Annotated in this window: 13 protein-coding genes and 1 CRISPR repeat array (1 of these 14 only partly in view); of the genes, 1 reads left to right on the top strand and 12 read right to left on the bottom strand. The window is 53.0% G+C overall.

Annotated elements, in window-relative coordinates:
- From V4U88_RS15715 to V4U88_RS15705, 3 genes are read right to left on the bottom strand one after another with little or no spacing between them, the layout of a single operon-like run.
- Positions 1 to 786 (bottom strand): TPM domain-containing protein, encoded by a 786-nt coding sequence (locus V4U88_RS15715; protein ID WP_442951892.1) that lies wholly within the window; start codon positions 784 to 786, stop codon positions 1 to 3.
- Between the two features lie 8 nt (positions 787 to 794).
- On the bottom strand, positions 795 to 1,826 hold the full coding sequence (locus V4U88_RS15710) for a TFIIB-type zinc ribbon-containing protein (protein ID WP_334074364.1): 1,032 nt from the start codon (positions 1,824 to 1,826) through the stop codon (positions 795 to 797).
- Positions 1,827 to 1,854: 28 nt separating this feature from the next.
- Complete coding sequence (locus V4U88_RS15705; RefSeq protein WP_334074193.1) at positions 1,855 to 2,577, bottom strand: PspA/IM30 family protein; 723 nt, start codon at positions 2,575 to 2,577, stop codon at positions 1,855 to 1,857.
- 210 nt (positions 2,578 to 2,787) lie between these two features.
- Between V4U88_RS15705 and V4U88_RS15700 the strand changes: the two genes are divergently transcribed.
- A complete protein-coding gene (locus V4U88_RS15700; protein WP_334074192.1) occupies positions 2,788 to 4,584 on the top strand; it encodes a right-handed parallel beta-helix repeat-containing protein in 1,797 nt (598 codons plus the stop codon).
- A gap of 90 nt (positions 4,585 to 4,674) precedes the next feature.
- On the opposite strand, the gene V4U88_RS15695 is transcribed toward V4U88_RS15700, so the two are convergent.
- The 9 genes from V4U88_RS15695 to V4U88_RS15655 form a co-directional block, all read right to left on the bottom strand.
- Entirely contained in the window at positions 4,675 to 6,066 is a 1,392-nt protein-coding gene (locus V4U88_RS15695) for an ABC transporter substrate-binding protein (RefSeq protein ID WP_334074191.1), read from the bottom strand.
- Positions 6,067 to 6,155: 89 nt separating this feature from the next.
- Positions 6,156 to 7,127 (bottom strand): VanZ family protein, encoded by a 972-nt coding sequence (locus V4U88_RS15690; RefSeq protein WP_334074190.1) that lies wholly within the window; start codon positions 7,125 to 7,127, stop codon positions 6,156 to 6,158.
- 449 nt (positions 7,128 to 7,576) lie between these two features.
- Positions 7,577 to 7,729: a hypothetical protein gene (locus V4U88_RS15685; protein ID WP_334074189.1), complete on the bottom strand. Its 153-nt coding sequence runs from the start codon at positions 7,727 to 7,729 to the stop codon at positions 7,577 to 7,579.
- A gap of 64 nt (positions 7,730 to 7,793) precedes the next feature.
- Entirely contained in the window at positions 7,794 to 8,720 is a 927-nt protein-coding gene (locus V4U88_RS15680) for a carbohydrate ABC transporter permease (RefSeq protein WP_334074188.1), read from the bottom strand.
- Between the two features lie 33 nt (positions 8,721 to 8,753).
- Entirely contained in the window at positions 8,754 to 9,665 is a 912-nt protein-coding gene (locus V4U88_RS15675; protein WP_334074187.1) for an ABC transporter permease, read from the bottom strand.
- Positions 9,666 to 9,677: 12 nt separating this feature from the next.
- Entirely contained in the window at positions 9,678 to 11,291 is a 1,614-nt protein-coding gene (locus V4U88_RS15670) for an ABC transporter substrate-binding protein (protein WP_334074186.1), read from the bottom strand.
- 578 nt (positions 11,292 to 11,869) lie between these two features.
- Positions 11,870 to 14,149, bottom strand: a complete 2,280-nt coding sequence (locus V4U88_RS15665) for a helix-turn-helix domain-containing protein (RefSeq protein ID WP_334074185.1) — start codon at positions 14,147 to 14,149, stop codon at positions 11,870 to 11,872.
- 442 nt (positions 14,150 to 14,591) lie between these two features.
- Positions 14,592 to 14,942, bottom strand: a complete 351-nt coding sequence (locus tag V4U88_RS15660; protein WP_334074184.1) for a zinc ribbon domain-containing protein YjdM — start codon at positions 14,940 to 14,942, stop codon at positions 14,592 to 14,594.
- 95 nt (positions 14,943 to 15,037) lie between these two features.
- Complete coding sequence (locus V4U88_RS15655; RefSeq protein ID WP_334074183.1) at positions 15,038 to 18,025, bottom strand: Ig-like domain-containing protein; 2,988 nt, start codon at positions 18,023 to 18,025, stop codon at positions 15,038 to 15,040.
- Positions 18,026 to 18,468: 443 nt separating this feature from the next.
- A CRISPR array of direct repeats spans positions 18,469 to 19,445; the repeat unit is 32 nt; unit sequence ATTTCAATCCACGCACCCGCGTAGGGTGCGAC (it continues 2,524 nt past the right edge of the window).

The following is a 19,445-nucleotide window of genomic DNA, read 5'->3' as shown; positions in this document are numbered from 1 at the left end:
CTAAAATGATCCCCGGCTGCCGCTGTGCGAATGACCGCCGCTTGTGGTGCCGCCTCCGCCGCCCGAGCTGCTGCTGCTTTTCTCGATTTTCCGTTTCGTCACCGTTGTCCGGATATACCGGTCTTCGCGCTGAAGCACGCCCGAGTTCCCGGCGTCTTCGTAAGTACCGCCGTTCACCGTCACGCGGCCGCCCGAGCGATAAACCATCATGCCGACGGCGATACCGCCGATCGCCAACGCCGCGCCCAATTGGAACCAGAGGCTGAACAATATATTGTCCGGATTGACGCCCGGCTTATATTTCATATACCGGTCCACCGTTTTTATAAAGGTTTCGAACGCCTGCCGATACTCCCCTGCCGACAACAAAGGCGCGATTTTTTCCCGAATCCGGTCCAGCCGTTCATCATCAAAATATTCCTCGCCCTTATAGAATCCGGCCAAATAAATGTCCCGGTTTCTCATATCCATGGTCAGCATGACTGCATTTCCATGGGCTTTATCATATCCCGGGGCCTCTTTATCGTAAAAATCCTCGGTGATTTTCACAACATCCTGATTCTCCGGATTTTCGGTCGTAAGAATGACAATTTCGATCTCATGTTTGGCCCCGTACTCCCTCGCCATGGCGTCCAGCTCATCGGAGTCGGCCTGGTCCAACAAATGGGCATCGTCATAAATCAGTCTTTTTATATCCGCAGACGCTACCGCCTTCTGGGCCATCCCGGGAACGATGAAGCAAAAAACAATCAGTCCTATCGCGGCTGCAAGCCAAATTCGCTTAATCCGCTTGTTCACAGAAATCCTCCCCCCATCATCCAGGCCACCAGCTTCAACGACAGGAAGGAGATGCCGGAAATCCCGGCAAACCATGCCGCCACCTTCGCCTTGCTGATCGGGGGCTTGCCGACGACCTTGCCCGTCTGCCCGTTCATGGCAAAGACATACGGCTTCCGGTTGTAGTCGTAATAGACCATCCAGACCGGAAGCAGGACGTAATCGGCCCGTTTTACCTGCGTACGGATCTGTTTTTCGGAGAGGTCCACCGACGTATATCCCGAAACGGTCGAGGCAATATACGATTCCATGTAAGGCGCCGTCTTTTCCTTGGCCCGCGGGGTGAGGTCCTCATCGGTATAACTGTATTTTTCGGCTATGTATCCGGCCAGATAGGGAGTCTTGAAAGGCTTGAGCCGGTCGTAAGGAAAAGGCTCCAATTTATCCATCAGCTCATCGTTCATCTTCGCCGAGGCGTCGATCGGCAGGCGGACGTAATCAAGGCGGATTTTTCGGTAAATCTCGTAATGCTCCGTTTCCGTATATCTGTAGTCTCCTCTGGTGTAGCTTCTCACCTTTGTCCCGTGGCCTTGGACATCGATGTCGTTATGCAGATCATACAGCCAAAACGGAACATAGACGCCCGTAATGCCCTGAACCCGATCCGCGGTCATAAAGCCCTTCGGGGTGAGCCGCCCTTTCCGGCACCACTTCTTGAAGGCGGCCATCGCCTCCTCCTTGCTTACGGCAAAAGGGATCACCTGCGCCGGGGCCAGCTTCCCGGTCAAGCGGTCGCTGAGCACCACGGCCGAACCGCAGAAAGAACAGCGGGTTGCGCTCGTCTCCGGCTCGGTAACGATCACGGCCCCGCAGCTCTCGCAGTGATACTCCCTCACCTCGTCCTCCGTGAACACCTGCTGCTTCAGCGGATCGGGAATCTGCCCGATATCGTCTTTTCTGCCGCAGCTTGGACAGGACAACATCCCCGTCCCGCTGTCAAAACCCATGCCGCCGCCGCAGTTCGGACATTTGTATTCAATCACCGGCATTTGCCTCACCTCAATCATCAGGAAGAAATCAGGATTCCTTCTTGTTCATTCTCGCTTTGATCGCCGCAAGCTCGTCTTCGGGGTTCATTTCCGCCTTGCCCCCGGCCCGGACAATCGTCTTCGGCCCTCCGGGCACTGACGCTTCCGTCCCCTGTTCCAATTGCGCGATCAGTTCATCCAGATCGTCCTCCCGCGTCCCCGCCCGCAGCTCGGCCAGCGCCTCCGCTTCGTTCAGAGCCTGGTCTGCCTTGGTCTCCAGCGCGCGAAGGGCCTCGCCCGCTCCGCCGGAGCCGTCTTTCCGCCGCAGCGTCTCGGCTTCCGCCAGCCTTGCGCGCAATTCGGTGCGCCGCGCCTCCAGTTTGCTTACATCCGCGGCAAGCTTATCCTGCATTTGCTTCATCTTTGCCGCGTGATCGGCCGCCTGGTCATAGGCCGACTGCAATCCGTGAAGCCTTTCCGCCCGCTCGACCTTGCGCTCCAGAAACTTCAACGCTCCCGATTCGTCGCCCGACGCCACCGCTTTCTCCGCGTACCGCTGCAACTTGCGCACCTCTTCGGCGCACTCCTCCAGCTCCCCCTTTGCCCGGCCTTCTTCCGCCAGCACCGAGGCCGTTTCCGCTTTAATCTGTCCCAAATCGCGGTTCATTTGGCGCAGGCATGCCTCGACCGTTTTCTCCGGATCCTCCGATCGCTCCAGCAAACCGCCAATATTCGCCGTCATCACGTCCCGAAACCTCGACAAAATCCCCATATCCGTCCCTCCTTCGATGATTAGTTTATTTAATAATACAACAAATGGACGAGATTGGTTTCAAACGAGGGGATAAAAGAAGAGCCCCATTTCTGTCCGCCGCTTGTCCAGCAATTGACCGTTAGCTTGATTTTGGCCTTGCTATCCTTAGGTTGTACAGATCTTGCCGTATCTGTAAACGCGAAAAAAATACGGATGGGAGACTAATCTATGGAAAACGAACAAAAAAAGACAAACTGTTACATTATCGATCCTTCGGCATGGGGGCTTCGGACGGATGGCACCGATGCCTTGAAAACAACGGACGGGCTGAACCAAGCGATCGCCTATGCAAAGAATGCCGGGTATCCCGAAGTTTTCATTCCGAAAGGAACCTATTTGATTCAAGGTGTCGGAACCGCCTATCCGACGTCCCCGGAGAAAGGTGCGGGGATCCACGTACCGTCCCACATGAAGCTTGCCCTGGATCACGAGGCGGAGTTGAAGGTCGAACCGAACAGTTCCAAGGGGTATTCCTGCATTTATCTTCGCAAAGTGGAGAATGTCACGATTTCAGGCGGAATCATTACGGGCGACCTGGACCAGCATGATTTCAGCAAGCTTCCCAAATCGTCACAAGAATGGGGGCTGGGGATTTATGTACACGGAGGCAAAAACATCGTGATCGAAAACATGAAGATCCGCAAATGCACCGGGGACTGTATTTTACTCGGTCCGGTGGGCCTCTTGGGGGTGGACCCCGACTATGACAAGCCGGAGAAGGTATCCATCCGAAATTGCTCGCTGGACGGAGCGCGCCGGAACAATATTTCGATTACGGGCGGGGAAGGCGTCTTTGTCGAAAATAATGAAATTACGAACGCGGGCGCCGTAAAAGGCACCAAGCCATGGGCCGGTATCGATATCGAAGGATACGGTGAAGGCGATATCGATTACGAGGAGCCGCGAAAAGTCGTGGTCCGGGGGAATGTATTTCGCGGCAACGCCGAATCGTCCATACTGAGCTTTAACGGTTACGAAGTGATCATTGACGGCAACCATGCCGACAATACGATTTCCTACGGCAACGGCACGGATACCGTCATCAGCAACAATGTGCTGCTGCGGACGGATAACGCCAGAGTCGCCATTGCCGGACAGAAGGTGTCGAACGGACTCGACGGGAACAACGTAACGATTGTCGGTAACAGCATCAAAGGCTTCAGCAGCGGCATCGACGCCCGCGGGAAAGACGTCGTCGTTACGGGAAATACGATTTCCCATTTGGGCAACACGAGCGGTACGGGCATCGGCGTATGGGATGCGGAAAATGTACTGGTTGCGGATAATGCCGTTCACCGCAGCCAAGGCCTGGCATACAAGGTTGACAACAGCAAGGATGTTCAACTTTTGAACAACAAGGCCTACCAGTCGGACAGGTACGGCATGGAGGTGGACAAGTCCCAGGAAGTCGTGTTGCGGGGGAATGTATTTAGCCGCTGCAAGGGCGGCATTCAAATTACGAACCGCGGAACAGGCACGCAGGTGTTGGCGGAAGGCAATCATATCGATTGCACCGGTTATACGGGGCAATCGACGTATACGATCAGCTTCGACAAGAGTAGCGATGTCGCCATCAAATCCAACTATATTCGCGGGGCCCGCAATATCGCCATTTACGGAGCCAGCGCCGCCGGCAGAAGCGTCAAGATCACGGACAACGAGATTGCGGACAGCACAGGCGTAACGGCGGCGATTCAACTGGACGGGGGAGAGCGCGGCGAAATTGCCGGTAACCGGATCACCTTCAACAGAACGGCGGACGGCGGTTACGGGATCGTCTTGTTGAACACCGTGGATGCCCTCGTCGCGCAAAATTCGATTGGATCGAGGTCGAATTTTGCCTTATCCGGCTCAATCGTCACAGAGAAGTCGCAGTCCACCAAAGTAGTGAACAATCTGGCGTTCAAGGGCAGTATGAAATTGAATACGCAGACGGATCTCAATACCGGCAATACGGTGATTTGAGTAGGGATACCCACTCTAAAATCCAGAAATGGCTGTCGAGTCCTCCTCGACAGCCTCCCCGATGATCACAGCCTCCGAGCCGTTATCGCCCTACTCTCCGCTCTTCTTGGCGGCCTCATCTTTTACCGCCTTATCCAATACAATCTGCCCTTCCTGCTCAATCGTCTGCAGTGCCTCTTCAATGGATTTCTTCTTCTCCTCAACCAATTTAAGCTCACGGTCCACGATCGGTTGGTATTGAGCGTAGAAATCGCGGGGAATTTTAATGATGTCCAGCGGACTTCCAACGTCCAAATTCGGTTTCAATTTGTAGAACACATCCAGGTTTACGCCGTCATATTCCTTCGCTATTCCCATCTGGGACAAAAAACCGTTATTCAACGATCTCGATTTAACTTTGGCGTATTGTTCCCCATTCACAAATTTCAGGAACTCCCAAGCCGCATCCAGATTCGGCGAGTCCGCGCGGATGGTAAAAATTTCATTAATGTCGATATCCCGGGTTGTTTCGGGTTCGGCCGGATCGACCGGCCCCGCGACGACGCCGACTTGAAAAGGTTTGTAATCCTTTAGTGTGCCTTTGGCTTCTTTCATGCTGCGCAACAAATACGCGCTGCCGGTTGTCATGGCCATACGTCCTATCAAAAAAGGCTGGCTCTGGTAATACGCTTCGATCGTTCCGCCCTGGAACCCGCCATCCTCAGGATTGTAGATCGTACCCGAATCGACCGCAGCCTTGGCCAGTTTATAGGCCTGCTTCCAGGAATCCGTATTCAGCGTGATTTTCATCGTATCCGTATTGATAGATTTTAAACCCTGGGTACCTGCGATGGCCGATGCAAGACTCTCCAGGGACATGCCGTAGTCGCTGCCAAATCCGTAGACACGGGTCTTCTCGTCGCCTTCGGTCGGAAACCGCCGGGCCGTGTCAATGATTTCCTGCCATGTCATCCCGTCATGCGGCACTTCGACGCCGTATTTAGCGAACAGATCCGCATTATAGAAGAGGGCGTTACCGTAAAAAGAAGGAGATAAGCCGTACAGCTTGCCGCCGCCTTTCTCCTTAAGAATCTCGATCAGCGCCGGATAAATGCCCTTGAGATCGTATTTGTCGCGTTTAATCAAAGTATCGAGGTCCTGCAACTTGCCTTCCGCGGCGAATTTCTCGTAAGTGTCCATTCGCAACAATACTACATCCGGCTGTTCCTTCTCCACGAGGTCCGCGAACGCTTTGTTGTAATCCTGAACCTCCTCCCTGAAAATACTAAACGGGCTGACCACTTCAATGTCGATGTTGGGATGTTTCATCGCAAACAAATCGCAATATTGTTGGAAGAAAGTCGATTCGTTTATATCGTCCATATACATGATTTTGAAACTGGAGCGCTGCTCCGTTTCCTTGGCGGGAGCACCGGAGCACCCTCCAAACACGACACCGCATAAAAGTAACAGTAGGGCCTTATGTAGCCATTTACTTCTCATCCTGACCTCCAAAACAACGTTTATTTTACTGCCGATTGTTTCACGTTTTAGAGGAAGAATTGTTACCTAAAATGTAGAAAGTAATCCGTCTATTCCTTCAAAGTACTAATGAGAACCGCTTCAGCCACCTGCTTATCTTCGTTGGATAGCCAAACCCTAACCGAGGGAGCGGGATCCCCGGTTTCTAACAAAGAGGATATATCGGAACCTGTTATTTCTTCATACTTGCTGATGACGGTATTTTCCTCGGAGGAAATATAACTGGCAAATATTTGGGTTGAGGCTTTGATTTGGATATGAACATACTCATCGTCCGTTTCTTTTTCCCCAGTTGTTCGCACAGATTTAGGATTCATATAGACTGTTATTTTATTTGTTTCCACACCTGCCAAATCTCCAACCAAGTCTGCCTTTGCTTCATCCCATCCCGCCATTACCTCCTCATTTTCATAAATAAATTCGACCTTAGCCGATGAGAAAGGCAGCAAATCGGGAGCAATCATCCTAATCGCGGCGCCCCCCAAGAGTCCTGTAACCAAGAAGAAACCAATAAGAGACATCAAGAATTGATTCCGGGATGACGTTGTTTTGCGGAACCATTTATATATACCGACACCTATAGCCCCGCCAGCGAAATTCAATAAAATATCATCGATGTCGCTGCTGCCCAAAGCAAACACATACTGAATCACCTCAAGCGCAAATGAGGTCAGCAGCAGGCCAAGAAATGAAATGCGAAGCGGCTTGTTGTGTGCGGCATAAGCCACAAAAACCCCCAAAGGAACAAATATCGCGATATTCCCTCCGATATTCGCCAAAGCCCTCCCCATGTCCATGTTCTCACTTGTAAGAAATTCTATAATCGTATGTAATGGAATGATATTAATACTTCTTAATGCTGACATGATCCCTGAATGGAACAGTGCGGAAAAAGGAATGGTCTTAAACAAAATAACTTTAATAGCAATGAAAGCATAGGCAATAAAAATCAAGTAAAATAGGAAGATCAATAACCTGCTGCCTCCTGATTTTTCAGGGTTACTCTCCCGGTTTTCGCTCAACTTGAGGTCCACGCTTGTCACACCTTTCCTTATTTTGAAATCTATTCATATAGTTTCATCAAAAAAACGTTTATTTTGAATATTTAGTTACACTAGTACCCCGTCAGACAACCTTGATAACATAGAATTCCTGCATATCTGCATGTTTTTTTCTTGTTCGGGGCCAAAATTTCAAAATTCCTGCGATTCTGCAGGAATTTTCGGCGAAACCGGCTCGGTTCTCTAAAATCACTAGAAATTCCTGCAGATTTGCATCTTTTTTCGAATCCCCTCGTGGATCGGCCTAAATACCTGCAGATTTGCATCTTTTTGGAGTTGGAAGTGTTGGAAGTGCGCTCGGCGCCTTGATGGCCGTGGGCTTAGTACGGATTTGGATGTCTGATGGGGCACTAGCCATAAAAAAAGAACCCAACCTCTAAAGTTGGGTCCTTCCGGGACAGGGGCGGCATTCATTCGGCTTCCGTATCCGCCTTTTTCTCGGAGTAAGCGATCAGATTGACTTTTTCCCCCGTCGATTGTTCCAGTTTTTCCTCCAGATTTCGGATTTCCTGAATCAAGTGTTCCTTCTTTTCCAAGTCGGTAAACACATAATCCTGTTTCATCGCGCACCCTCCTGGCCGTTTTTGACCAGTTTTTGTAATAAGCCAGGTTTTTATGCAATCCGCCTCATCCCTTAATGGACCCGATCATCACGCCTTTCTCAAAATACTTCTGAATAAACGGATAGATGATCAATATCGGCAGCGTGGAGACGATAATCACGCCGTACTTGATCTGGTCGGCATACCGCTGCGCGTAGCCCCCGCCGTCACCGCCGGTGCCCGCCCCGCCGGCAAACACCTGGTTGGACAGCAGGATGTCCCGCAATATGATCTGCAGCGGCTGCAGTTCATTGTCCCGAATGTAAATCAAGGCCGTAAAGAAATCGTTCCAATGCCCGACCAAATAGTAGAGGCCGATCACGGAAATCAGCGCCTTGGATAGCGGCAGGGCCACCTTGAAGAAAAAGGTGAAATGGGAGCAGCCGTCGATGACCGCCGCTTCATGCAGCTCCTGCGGCAGCGAATTTTCAAAAAATGTGCGGGCGATAATCAGATAAAACACGTTCACGCAGAACGGAAGAATAAAGACCCAGATCGTGTTGGTCATATGCAGGTCTTTCATCAGCAAATAAGTCGGGATCAAGCCCCCGTTAAAGAACATCGTCACCACGAAAAGAAACATGATCACCCGTCTCGCCCGAAATTCGCGCCGGGACAGCACGTAAGCGGCCGGCATCGTAAACACCATGTTGACCAGCGTCCCGAATAACGTGTAGAACACCGTGTTGCGGTAACCCGTCCAAATCCGGGCATCCTTGAAAATCTCCTGGTATCCGAAGAAGCTGATCCCTTTCGGATAGAACAACACCTTGCCCGTCGAGACGAGGGTTGAATCGCTGAAAGAGGCGATAACGATAAAGTACAGCGGATATACGATCAGCAAAAAGATGACGGTACAGATGAACCCGAGCACCACTTTAAAGACGAGGTCTTTACCTCCGGTCCGCGGTCCGTTTAACGCTTTGCCCGCCCGCGTTCTGGTCAGCTCCATAGCCGGTCCCTCCTTTCACACGGTTTATCATTTTTAGAAGAGGCTGGTCTGCGAGGCCCGTTTGGAAATCGTGTTCATGGCGAACAGGAACACGAAGTTAATCTGCGTATTGAACAGGCCGATCGCCGAGGCCAGGCTGAACTGGTTGGAGACGATCCCGATCTTGTACACGTAGGTGGCGATCACCTCGGAGACCGGAAGGTTCAGCGAGTTCTGCATCAGGAATATTTTCTCGAATCCGGTGCTGAGAATGTTGCCCATACTGAGGATGAACAGAATGATAATCGTCGGTACGAGCGCCGGAATATCGACGTAGCGGATCGTCTGCCACCGGCTGGCTCCGTCGATTTTGGCCGCGTCGTAAAGCTGGGGATCGACCGAGGACAGCGCGGCGAGATAGATGATGCTGTTCCAGCCGCAATGCTGCCAAATATCGGACAGCACATAGACCGGGATGAACGTGGAGGTGGACGCCAGCAGATTGATATGGCCCAGCCCGATCGATTTCATGAAATGCCCGACCACCCCGGTTTCGGAGGACAGCAGCACGTTCAGCATCCCCACGAGCACGATGACCGAAATAAAATGCGGCAGATACACCGTCGTCTGCATGAGCTGCTTCATTTTTTTGCGCCGGATTTGGTTTAAGATAAGCGCCAGAACAATGGGAGCCGGAAAGCCGAGCACGATACTGGCCAGACTGATCATAAATGTGTTTCGCATCAAATCGGTGAACAGGTAGCTGTCGATAAACTGTTGAAAGTACGCCAGCCCCCGCCATTCGCCGCCGGTCAGCCCTTTGCTGAAGTCATAATCGCGAAAAGCCAGCTGAATCCCGTACATCGGAATATAGTTGAACATCAGAATCACGATAATGGCGGGCAGGATCATAATCCACAGCTGGTAGTCGCGTTTCAGAACCTGAAGTCCTTTGCGGGACGGCATAACATCTCCCCCTTACTGCTTGCTTTTGTATTCCTCGTAGTATTTCTGCATGATTTCGAGGTTCTGAGTGATGCCGGCCTTTTGGGCCTCCTTCACGTAAGCGTCCCATTCCGCCTCGATTCCGCCTTTGGTTACCCATTTCGCGAAGCTGGAATCGGCCAGATTCATCACGTTTGTATTGTTCAAACTAAGGATGTTGTTATCCATCGTGGAGTATTTGATAAACAAAGCCGGGAAGATGTCGTTGTCCAAATCGACCTTCTGCGCCTCTTTCAAAGGTTCGGACTGCGCGAGCACTTCCTGCATATCTTTGCCGAGCGTTAACTTCAGGGAATCCGGGATATAAAAAGCGCCGTGGTCCGCCATCGTGGACGTCCATTTCCAGGTTCCCGGGTCCATCTCCGCCTTGGCCGGAGGCAGAACGGTATAGCTGCCGTCTCCGTTATCCTTGATATTCGGGCCGATGGAACCGAACAGCACCTGCATGCCCACCTTTGGATCGTATAATTCGTTAATAAACCGCATGGCCGCTTCCTTATGCTTGGTTTTGGCCGACATCACGATATGGTTCACGCCGTAGTTCAGGTTGTAATGGTCGTAGCTCCAGCTCAGCTTCCCGGTATAATCGGCGGAGACCTTCAGCGGGGACATGGACACATACTGCGGGGCAAGCTGTTCCCCGAAGCGGTCCGAGGCCACCCAGCCCCAGGTGAACCCGACCTTTGCGATATCTCCCTCGCCGCGGGCGACAGACTGGAACTTCGTATAATCATGGGTAAACACTTCCTTATTGATTAAGCCGGCCTTGTACAGTTTGTTCAGGAAGGCGACCATCATTTTGTAGCGGTCATCGATCAGAAAATTCTTCACCTGGCCGCCCTCGACGAAGTAGCCCTCCGCGTTCCCGTCGGAGAGGGTGACGCCCATGCTGCCGAGCAGCACTGCCGGATTGAAGTAGCCGCCGATGCCGCCCGGCCAATCCATCGGGATTTCATCGTTCGGATCCCCGTTGCCGTTGGCATCCTTCTCCTTGAAAGCGACGAGCACTTCATACAGCTCATCCCAGGTCGTCGGCATGGCGAGGCCCAGTTCATCCAGCCACTTTTGGTTGATGTACTGTCGTTGGGCGGACGAAGGCCAGAAGCGCTGATACTTCGGGAGACCGTAGATCTTTCCGTCGGGCTGGGTGGCGATGAGCTTGGTCTCCGGCTTTTCCTTGAACATGTTCTGCACGTTCGGCGCCTGATCCAGCATCGTGGACAGATCCTGGAACAACCCCTGGAACTGGGCGAAATCGGCATCCGTAATGACATTCGGTCCGATGAACAGATCCGGAATATCGCCGCTGGCCAGCATCGTTCCTTTCTTTTGCCCCCAGTCGGACGTGATCTCTTGCCATTCGATCTCTACCCCCGCGGCTTCCTCCACCTGCTGGAGCCACTCCATTTCCTTCAGCGGCTTGGTGAGCGGATGCTTGGTCATGATCGCCGTCAGCTTCACCTTTTCACCCGACGCCTCCCCGGATGCCTCCGCGGATTCCTTGCTCTCTCCCCCCGAACCGCACCCGGACAACAGCATGGCCATGATGATGACGAGCGACGTGAAAACGGTTACCTTTTTCCGCATTTCTCTACCTCCACACGTTGGATTTGGGCACATCGATTGGATCGCTGCCACAGTTTCGCCTGGCTTAAGCCGGCACCTATGACTGTAACGGGAGGTTCCGGGCCGCGTATACGGGCAGTTTTCCGGCGGTTCACACTTTTTGAAAGCGCTTAATAATGGCGGAAGATTCAAATTTTGTGGATCTTCAAAAAATGAACGTTCTACTCCACTTAACTCCTTATTAACGGGAAAAACTCCGGTTAATTTTCCTCTCCGGGTCCCTGAATCCGATTTAGCTGGAAAAGCTCCATCTATTTCGCGGCCAAACCGCCGAAATAGCCTAGTTTCAGGCGCATTAGCGGGAGGTTTTCCAGCTAATTTGCCTCTACAGCCGCATAGGACCCAAATAAAGGGAGGTTTTCCCGTTATTTGGGTCTCCCAGCCTCCTACGACGAATGCGGATCACCCTCCGGGTTATTAGATTTGAATTTAAGATCAGCCATTCCGTGAAGCCATCGGGCTCCCGCTAGGCAGTTCTTCCTTGAGCGTGGATTCTGCGGCCCGGGTGGAAGATGATAGGTTGGATAACGCGCCGGGACTCAGTTCTTATGAGTTTGGCGGTATTGCCCGGGAGTGGTGCCCACGATTTTTTTGAAGGTTCGGATAAAACTCGAGGTATTGGTGAAACCGACCCGGGCAGAGATCGAATCCAACGTTTCCTCGCTCTCCCGAAGCAGTTGCACGGACTTCTGGATCCGGAGGCGGTCGAGGGTTTCCTTGAAGTTCTGCCCCACCGTTTTTTTGAAATGGTGGCTGAAATTTGAAACCGACATCCCGAAATGGTCGGCCATCAGCTGCAAGGAGCAGTTCGGGTCCAGGCTCTTCGCTTCAAGGACCGCAAGGATTTCCTCCCGGGTGGCCGAGCGGGCGGACGCCGGCAGCGTCTCCCGAATCATCTCGCAGAGCTTGGCGCTGCTCTCCCGCAGAATCCCCGTCATTTGCTCCAGCGTATAGCGCGGCTGAAAGGCGGCATCCGTCAGGCGCAGCAAGCGCTGATCGTCATCCCGGAAGCGCTGCAGCCCGTTAAAAATCACGCTGGCCGTGTTCAAATAGATGCTGCGCAGCATGTGCGGGGACAGCCCCTCCCCGCTTATATAACCGATGATGCGCTCGACCAGCGATTCTACTTGGGCGGCTTCATTTTTCAGAATCGACAATTCCAGGGACTGCAGCAGTTCGGCGAAATAAGAGACCGTTCCGGACGATGACACCTCGATCTCCTCAAAGCAGAGGATGCGGGAAGTGCCGCGGAGCCGCAGTTGCTCCACCGTCCGCAGCGCCTGCAAATAGGAAACGTGCGCCCCGTGGGGACAGCGGGCTTCCGCCGGACTACCGATCCCGACGAGGGTCCTCTCCCGGATTTCGGCCTGGAGCGCCTCCTGCAGCTGCGCCAAATGCGCTTTCGCCGGAACGCCCGCTTCATGCGAGCAGACCAGGATGATTTCGTGATGATACATACTTTTGAAAAAATACCCCCGGATCGCTTCGGGCAGCTCGGACTCCCGGGTTTTACAAAACTCAAGCACCCGGTTCGTCTCCCCGCCCCGCTCGGCTTCGCAGGAGAGGACGGCTACCGTCAGGCTGGGGCCATTCAGGACAATTCCCGCCCGGGACGCCTCCCGTTCAAAATCCTCCCAGGCCGTGAAATGGCCGTTCACCAGCTCGAGCAGCACATTGTCCCGCAGGTAGGGAAGCGTTCCCTTGACTTCCTCGTCCAGCCGGCTGTTGGCCGCGGACAGTCCGTCCAGGGTATAGCGGATCGTCTCGATTTCGTTCATCGACCTCGAGGCTCCCGGTTCAAAAAGCCCCGTAGCAAACTCGACCAACCGTTTGATCGGGTGGTAGTTTTTGCGGATCGAAATGTAGATTACGATCACTTCCAGCAAAAGAATCAGTCCGACCAGGAGCGCCGTGTTCCATTGAATCGCGCGTATGTCCTGCAAGGTTGCCGATTCCGGGAGCATACTGACGTACTTCCAGCCGTTTTTCTCCGAAACCGTCGCGGAAATGAGGTAGGAAACGCCGTTGATCTTGTGGATGCCGGATACGAGGCCTGACGCCTGGCCCATCCGGTCCACCAGCCGGGACAGGTCGTCCGAGCTGCGGTACAGCGACCCGTTTGAGGCCACCAGCGGTTTTCCCTGCCCGTCAAAAATAAAAAACTCCCCGCGGTACGTTTCGGAAACCGATTTCATCATGCGGAGAATCGTATCCTCCCGCACCATAATCAGCACCGCGCCGGGGGAGTGGGAGCCGCCGACCGGCAGCGGTTGCAGGAAAGTCAGCATCCGCACGCGGTTATGCCCCGGAATGATCACATCCTCCACGGGCCGGACGACAGGGGAGTCCAGCGTATTCAGCGTCTCCGCCAAATCCTCGTACGGCCAGTTTTCGTAGTAAAAGCCGATTCCCGGCTTCGCCATATCCTCCATCATGTATGCGCTTCCAGTTTTGGAGAACAAATAACCGATGTTCTTTACGTACAGCAAGGTGTTGTAGATAAAAGCATCGGTCGCGTTGTATTTTTTCATTTCATTGGCAATCAGCACCCGCTGATAGTCACTCTCTTCCGCCCGGTACATTCGAAACTCGCGGTTCTGCACCAGCTCGAACGGCAGATTATAGACATAGCGCGTGAACGTATCCATGGAAGTCATGAACTGCTCCGTAATATGGGCGTTCCAGTCCAGCTCCTTCTGCTTCACGACCTCTGCCGAGTACGGATAGTAATAAAACAACAGAATCATCACCGGAAACAGCAGTACGAGCAGATAAGAAATCAACAGCTTTGTCAGCAAATTCACCTTGTTTCTTCCCAATCCGGTCCCACCTTCCTATTCCAACTGTCAGCTTTTTTTATCGTAACGTTGAGGCGGGGGATTGGCAATAGAGTGAATTCAGTTCTTCCGGGCGTGAACTCAAACTGTGGTCCATCCCCATGGCTTGCGGAAATAATAGCCGCTATAACTGCATAAAATACCGATTTCAGTTTTTAACGGTAATAGTAGCTGCTATTTTGCCAAAATGCGGCCATTTGAGGTGTGATTGCGGAAAATAGGCGCTATGATTTCCGTTATAATCGGGAAACGGCAATTTTACGCGAAATAGCAGCTCCTGTGTCCGTTACCATTCCGGCATTTGCTCAAAGGACACATTTTACTAAATTAACGGGAAGGATTCCCGCAAATTCAATTCAATTCACAAAAAAAACAAGGGCCGCGCCCCGCGTCCCCTGCCTTCCAAGCGGTTAAATTCCCCACTTTAGACCTTCTTCACAAACTCCGATTTAAGCTTCATCGCCCCGAATCCGTCGATTTTGCAATCGATGTTGTGGTCTCCGTCCTCGATCAGCCGGATACTCTTGACCTTCGTTCCTATTTTCAAAACGGACGAGCTCCCCTTCACCTTCAAATCCTTGGTAATCGTTACCGAGTCGCCATCCTGCAGCACGTTTCCGTTGGCATCCTTGACCGTTTTGGCGCCCTCAACCGGCTCCGTCCCGCTCTCGGACCCGGGCATCCACTCATGGGCACACTCCGGACAAACCAATAGACTACCGTCCTCATAGGTATATTCCGATCCGCACTGCGGGCAATTAGGCAAATTAGACATTTTATGTTCTCCAATCCTATTTAATATATTGCAATTGTATCATATGCGGAAAAAGAAAGAGCCCCGGAGGGTGTTCCTCCGGAGCACTTTCTATGTTATTTCACCTGTTCGCCACCTTCGGCCCGTGCTTCGAAATCATGGCTGTAGGAAGCTTCCATAATATTTTGATATGCCCAATGAGCGGTCTCAACGTCACTCCAAAACCGAATGTCTACGCCGTACAAAGGACCTCGGTTGAATAACCGGTTCACGACGGTGACGGTTTCGGCACGGGTGAGCTCCTTCGACGGAGCAAAGCTGCTGTCTTGGTAGCCAGCGATCACGCCGGACGCTTTACCCGCCGCGATATAACCCGCGGCCCAGTGGCCCTGGATATCGTTGAAGGCGCCACTTGCCTCCGCCTCGCCCAGCGGGGTCAGCTGCTTAATTCTGGCGGCGGTCACCGCCATCTCGGCGCGGGTTACGGCCGCTTCCGGCCGGAAATTTCCCCGCTCGTCCCCGATCATCAGGTTCTTCTCTTTTACAAACGAAATCGCTCCATTGGCCCAATAGCCGTCCGCCATATCCGGGTAAACCGCGCGGCTTGCCGTACCCGCATAGCCCAGGTTCCGCGCCAGCATCATGGCCATCTCCGCCCGGGTCACGGAACGATCGGGCTTAAAGGTGCCATCAGGGTAACCCTTGATGTAAGCCTGATGAGCGGTCAGGTCTTTTCCATCCCAACTTAAAATGGTAAAAGTACTGAATTTATTCACTTGGAACTGGAGCCCCTGCTCCCCGCTTCCATAATCCACAACCGAACCGCGAACCAATTCCTTTGATCCATCGCTATGTTCGATGTAAATCGCCAGGGAATCGAGGAAGGCCTTTTTCTCCTGCTCGCTGGCCGGCATAGTTACATCGCGCAGCGGCAGCACCAAAGTAACCGGACGGCTCTGCATATTGGTTTCGATTGTCATCGGACGGCTGACTACGAACGGTGCCAAGTCCTTCGAGATGGTTGTAACCACAGTCTCTTTTACGGCGCGGTCGCGGATAACCTCTTGTTCGGACTTTTGTTTCACCGGCACCAGCCGGAAATACAAATCATCCGGGAAGTTCAACAGCGAGCCGTTTGGCACCAGCACGCTGCCGTTCTCCGTATAAATCCCCAGGTTTTTGCCCCCGGAACTTACGACATTCAACGCGGCAACCGGTACGTTGACTTTGGTCTCGCCGACCTCGTCCTCCTCGTCCGGAATGACGACTCGTACGGTCGGCTGATTTGCGGCGATGGCCTTGTCCACCGCTTCCTGCGCCTTCTCCCGGCCGAGGGTCACGTTGTCCTTGACGATACCGTCCGTTCCGGTGGTACGCTGAATTTTTGCTTTGGAAACTTCGGACTGACCTTGGCCCATATCCACAATGACTTCAATTTCCTTGGTGTTGCCGGCCGGTGCCGATGCTGAGCTGCCGCCTGAACCGCCGGAGGTGCTGCTGCCGGATCCTCCAGTAGACCCGCCTGTGGATCCACCATTAGACCCGCCGCCAGTTCCTCCACCGGAGCCGCCGTTTCCGGCCGATCCGCCGTCGGATGGGTCCGGGTTCGATCCCGGAGCCGCAGCAAGGATGGTCAAATCAAATGTTCCAATGGTTTGACTGGCATCTGCTGCTGTTGCTTTTACGGTTACGGTTCCCGCTGCGTTGGCAGTCAACAAGCCCGCATCGGAAATGACGGCAGAGCCCGTTTCATTCGCAACCGTCCAAATCACGTTCTTGTTGGTCGCGTTGGACGGTTTAACCTCTGCGCTGAATTGAAGCTTGTTTCCGGCAGTGACCGAGGTGGCTGATCCTTCGCTCGTCACTACGATCTCGTTCACCAGAATCGGCGTCACCGTGATCTCCTGGGTCGCAAAAACACCGCTGCCGTCGGCCGCCGTGGCGGTGACGGTTACCTTCCCAACCCCCGTCGCCGTGAGTAGTCCGGTTGCGGCATCCACTGTCGCCGAGCCCGTTCCGTTCTGCACGTTCCAAGTCACTCCGCGGTTATGGGCGCTGTCCGGTTGTACGCTTGCGTTCAACTGCAACGTATTTTCAACCTGAACGGTGTCGGGCGAAGTGATCGCGATGGAAGATACGGGGATGGCCGGAGGCGCCTTGACCGTAATTGTCTTGCTTCCGCTAACTGCCGGGTTTTGCACCGAAGTTGCGACAATTTTCACTTCACCGGGAGTTAATCCGCTAACTTCACCGCTAACGGGGTGAATCACGGCTTGGCCGTCCAGAGGCTCTACGCTCCAGGTTACCCGTTTATCCGTCGCGTTTGACGGTGCCACGGTTGCGGTCATGGGCAGCGTGCCCCCAGTATAGACTTCATCAGTCAAAGAAGATACCGTAATTCCGCTCACATCCACTTGCGGCGGAACAATTTCAATTTGCATCGTGTCTTTCACATTAGGGTTCCCGACGGATATGGCCATCACTTCGGCTCTACCGGTCTGAGTTGTGGTCAACACGCCATTCTCATCGAAGCTTCCGTAGCCTCCCGGCAGGGTAACGGGCCGCCCCTGATCGTCTGTCCCCGGAGTCGGCAGGCCGTTAATCGACCATGTCACCTTTTTGTTAAAAGCGTCCGTGGGCTGAATATCCGCTATAAAGTGTAAGGACTCGCCCAACGTAACCTGGGTTGTATTTTCTTGATTGCTGATCGTCATACTGGCGGGCAAAGTCTGCCCTTTAACCATAATCTGCTTTGTAGCCCGGATGACGTTGTTCTCGTCAGCCAAGGCGTACACCTCGACGATCCCCGGATAAATTCCCCACAAAATACCGGTCTCCGAATCAATGTTCGCTACCCCGTCCCTGTATAGAACCATCCAATGAATTCCTTGATTCGTGGCATCGGTCGGTAGCACTCGGGCGGTCAGCTGCACGGATTCCCCCACGTACACTTCCTCGACATCCCCGGTAATTTCGACGCTGTCCACATTAACAATTGCAGCCGTTGCATAGGCAGCTTCCGTTCCCGCATAGGCGGAGGTCAACACGAAACTTGCCGATAATACGATAGATAGAACCGCTGATAACCATTTGTTCTTTTTCAATTCTGGGTTGCTCCTTCTTGGATGAAATAAACTTTAGCGACGTTCCATCTCTCATTACGTTCCGATGTTCTCTTGTCTGTAAATTCCTGCTGTCTCCGCCCTTTCCTTATGGAGTGTTAATTTGCAATAAGTCTTTATCGGAATAAATTTAGAGGATTTTAATATTGCCGCCATGAAATAATTTTTGCCAAAAAAACACCCCTCTCGGAAAACGAGTTGACGTTTCCTAAAGAGGGGGAGATATCGGATTGTGTTGTTTAATCCAGATGAGTTGTGGCATCAATCCGCTGCATGCCGCACTGCATCCTTGAGTCAGAAAACGGAGGCAAGGCTTCATCATTCGGACAGGAAGCCGCTATTCAGCGTGGGTCGCCAAATTTTATCGGTGCACCCGTGTAGGGTGCGACTTTGATTTCGTCACCTGGAAACATGATAGTCTGTATATTTCAATCCACGGACCCGCGTAGGGTGCGACAGCTGCCGGTACACGAACGCCCGCTCCGACGCGAATTTCAATCCACGCACCCGCGTAGGGTGCGACATTGCCGGTTACGTGATCGACAGCCTTGTATACCTTATTTCAATCCACGCACCCGCGTAGGGTGCGACGAGCAGGGCTTGATTATCTCTTACTGTGGCGGGAATATTTCAATCCACGCACCCGCGTAGGGTGCGACGCTGGACCGATTTGGGGTTATCGAGTCCTGAGAGCTATTTCAATCCACGCACCCGCGTAGGGTGCGACCCCAATAAGGCAGTGACCAAAAACTGCACGTTGCCATTTCAATCCACGCACCCGCGTAGGGTGCGACATTCTTTCTTCCGATCCTGCTTTGTACCGTGCCTATTTCAATCCACGCACCCGCGTAGGGTGCGACGAGGGCACGGCAAAGGCTCCATGCGGTCCATACACAATTTCAATCCACGCACCCGCGTAGGGTGCGACCTTTTTGTCTGCTGTAACGTGGATGTCTACGTTGATTTCAATCCACGCACCCGCGTAGGGTGCGACGATGTCCTTCAGGCTGCCTGTATCGTCCACCCGATATTTCAATCCACGCACCCGCGTAGAGTGCGACAAGTTCCTTATACTTGGCCGCTTGCTCAGCTATATTTCAATCCACGCACCCGCGTAGGGTGCGACATTCTCGATGAGTACGGTCCTTTGCGCGTATTAGTATTTCAATCCACGCACCCGCGTAGGGTGCGACACGGTCAACAATCGCCCCGTAGCGTCGAACCACGATTTCAATCCACGCACCCGCGTAGGGTGCGACTGGGTGATATTCCGTTTCTTCCCATCCTTTATAAATTTCAATCCACGCACCCGCGTAGGGTGCGACGCGGAGGATATCGAGCGCCACGTCAAGGACATCGAATTTCAATCCACGCACCCGCGTAGGGTGCGACACTGATTCAC

Origin of the sequence: Paenibacillus sp. A14, from assembly GCF_036864815.1 — a bacterium.
Classification (GTDB): domain Bacteria; phylum Bacillota; class Bacilli; order Paenibacillales; family Paenibacillaceae; genus Fontibacillus; species Fontibacillus sanfengchensis.
This window is presented reverse-complemented; position numbering and strand designations above follow the sequence as displayed.